Origin of the sequence: Streptomyces sp. SID3343 (genome assembly GCF_009865215.1) — a bacterium.
Lineage (GTDB): Bacteria > Actinomycetota > Actinomycetes > Streptomycetales > Streptomycetaceae > Embleya.
The window spans coordinates 1-2,348 of record NZ_WWJX01001269.1; the positions used below are offsets into that span (position 1 = coordinate 1).

The window sequence follows — 2,348 nt, forward strand, 5'->3', positions numbered from 1 at the left end:
CCCCCGCCGCCCCGCCGCGTCGAGGCGCCGCACCGGATACCGCGGCGGGGCAGACGTTGCGGGCGCGGTACTAGGGTCTCCGCATGACCGTGCTGCACGTGAAGGGCCGTGTACTGGTGGGCCCGGACGACGTTCGTGACGAGATGTGGGTGGTCGGCGGGCGGATCACGTTCGAGCGGCCGACGTCGCTTGCCGTGGACGCGACCCTGGAGGGATGGGTACTGCCGGGCCTGGTGGACGCGCATTGCCACGTCGGGATCGACGAGCACGGCGCGGTGGACGCGCAGACGTCCGAGCGCCAGGCGGTGACCGATCGGGACGCGGGCGCGCTGCTGTTGCGGGACGCGGGGTCGGCCGCGGACACCCGGTGGATCGACGGCCGCGAGGACCTGCCGCGGCTGATCCGCGCGGGCCGCCACCTCGCGCGGCCCAAGCGCTACATCCGCAACTACGCGCACGAGATCGAGCCGGGCGACCTCACCGCCTACGTCGTCCAGGAGGCGCGCCGCGGCGACGGCTGGGTCAAACTCGTCGGCGACTGGATCGACCGCGACCAAGGCGACCTGGCACCGCTGTGGCCCCTGGACGCCCTCAAGGAGGCCATCGCCGCCGCCCACGCCGAAGGGGCCCGGGTCACCGCCCACTGCTTCGCCGAGAACTCCCTCCCCGACCTGATCGAGGCCGGCATCGACTGCATCGAGCACGCCACGGGTCTCACCGAGGCCCTGATCCCGACCTTCGCGGAGAAGGGCGTGGCCATCGTCCCCACCCTGGTCAACATCGCCACCTTCGACGGCATCGCCGCCCAGGCCGAGGCCAAGTTCCCGGTCTACGCCGCCCACATGCGCGCCATGCACACCGACCGCTACGCCACCGTGCGCGCCGCCTACGACGCCGGCATCCCGATCTACGTGGGCACGGACGCGGGCGGCTCCCTCCCGCACGGCCTGGTCGCCGACGAGGTCGCCGAATTCGTCAAGGCCGGCATCCCGCCCCGCGACGCCCTGTCGGCCGCGTGCTGGTCGGCCCGAAAGTGGCTGGGCCGCGAAGCAATCGCCGAAGGCGCGCCGGCCGACGTGGTCGTCTACCCGGCAGACCCCCGGGGAGACGTCACCATCCTGGCCCACCCAACGGCAGTAGTCCTCCGCGGCCGAGTAGTCGCCGGCTGACCAAGCCCCCCGGAACACTCAACCCCCACAACGCGGACGCCCTCGACGCGACCACCGCGCCGCCGACGCGAACACCACGCACCCCGGCACCCCCGACCCCGCGACCGAACACAGCCCCCACCGGCCAACCGTCGCCCCACCTGCCGACTCCGCGAAGTCCTCCGAGTGCGAGAGGCGTTCGCCACGGCACTTACGCCGGTCTACGCGTACGGATCCCGCTGCTTTCGCGAGGAAGAGCGGTTGTGATCGTTGCGTCGCGGAGGCGTCACGTGTCCGACCGGCGGTTCCGTGCTGCGTCCAGTGCGGTTCGCAGTCGTCCCTCGATGGACTGAACGCTTCGGCATACGACAATCCGGATCGGCTCGTGACGGGCCGGTCCGGATTCCGGTTTGTTCGGGTCTGCCTTGTCGACTGCCGCTGTTCGATCAGGGCGAGGAGGACCGGGAAGCGGGATTCGAGGTCTTGTGCGGACGTGGAGATGCGGCGGCCGGGGGGAGTATCGGCGCTGGTGGACGGGGCCGACTTCCGTGACGTGCGCGGTGGTTGGCGGGTGGGGTTTGTGGTGCGTCGGGCGGTCGTATGCCGGGTCGGTCGGTTGCTGTCGGGCGGCGGCCTTGTTCGGGGAGGGGTCCGTCGGTAGGGTCCGAAACATGACACGTGATCCTGGTTTCGCATGTCACTCCTGCGGTGGGTTTCACGCGGAGATACCGATGAGCTACCCGGCGTTTGCGCCGGTGTACTGGCGGGCGGAGCTGGACGAGGATCCCGACAGTGTGTTGTCGGCCGACCAGTGTGTGATCGAGGGGCGTGAGTACTTTTCGAGCGGCAGGCTCGAAATACCGGTGGTCGATGCGGAGTCGGTGTTCTCGTGGGATGTCTGGGTCTCGCTCAGCCCGCAGAACTTCGACCGGGCGGCGAAGCTGGGGGAGTCGGCCGGCCGGGAGCGCGAACCGCCGTACTTCGGTTGGCTATCGACCGACCTCGCGCTCTACTCGCCGTCGACGATCGACCTCAAGACGCACTTGCACACCAGGCCCGTCGGACAACGCCCCCTCGTCGAACTTGAGCCCACCGCCCACCCGTTGGCGATCGAGCAACGCGAAGGGATCACCATGGATCGGGTGCGACGGATCGCCGAGGCGGTCCTGCACGCGGGATGGTGAGTGGTGGGGTCGGGGG

At 70.3% G+C, this 2,348-nt stretch carries 2 protein-coding genes; both read left to right on the plus strand.

Annotated features, from left to right (window positions below):
* The first annotated feature begins 83 nt into the window (after nucleotides 1-83).
* Complete coding sequence (locus GT354_RS40020; RefSeq protein ID WP_161361365.1) at nucleotides 84-1,169, plus strand: amidohydrolase family protein; 1,086 nt, start codon at nucleotides 84-86, stop codon at nucleotides 1,167-1,169.
* 650 nt (nucleotides 1,170-1,819) lie between these two features.
* On the plus strand, nucleotides 1,820-2,332 hold the full coding sequence (locus GT354_RS40025; RefSeq protein WP_161361367.1) for a DUF2199 domain-containing protein: 513 nt from the start codon (nucleotides 1,820-1,822) through the stop codon (nucleotides 2,330-2,332).
* Nucleotides 2,333-2,348: the final 16 nt, after the last annotated feature.